Here is a 527-nt window from a genome sequence, read left to right on the forward strand (position 1 = left end):
GTGGGGCATGTACCCAGGCCTGTCCCACGGTGCGATGAACACCATCTCCGAGCACGGTACGCCTGAGCAGCAAGAGGCTTACCTGACCAAACTGGTCTCGGGCGAGTGGACCGGCACCATGTGCCTGACCGAGCCGCACTGCGGCACCGACCTGGGCATGTTGCGTACCAAGGCCGAACCTCAGGCTGACGGTTCCTACAAAGTCTCCGGCACCAAAATCTTCATCTCGGCCGGTGAACACGACATGGCCGACAACATCGTCCACATCGTACTGGCCCGCCTGCCCGACGCACCGGCCGGCACCAAAGGCATCTCGCTGTTTATCGTGCCCAAGTTCCTGCCGAACGCCGATGGCTCGATCGGTGAGCGCAACGCGGTAACCTGTGGCTCCCTCGAACACAAGATGGGCATCCACGGCAACGCTACCTGCGTGATGAACTTCGACGCGGCCACCGGAAACCGATCTCGGCGTGGGCCAGGCCTTGCAGCGCAGTACCCAGGCGAGCGGTGTTCATGAAGGTGAACAT

General features: G+C 62.2%; 1 pseudogene. It reads left to right on the plus strand.

What is annotated here, in order from left to right:
- Window positions 1-457: pseudogene (locus tag AC0L3U_RS38375) on the plus strand (phenylacyl-CoA dehydrogenase); the annotation flags it as partial.
- Window positions 458-527 lie beyond the last annotated feature (70 nt).

It is taken from the genome of Bradyrhizobium sp. Kon69, from assembly GCF_055807515.1.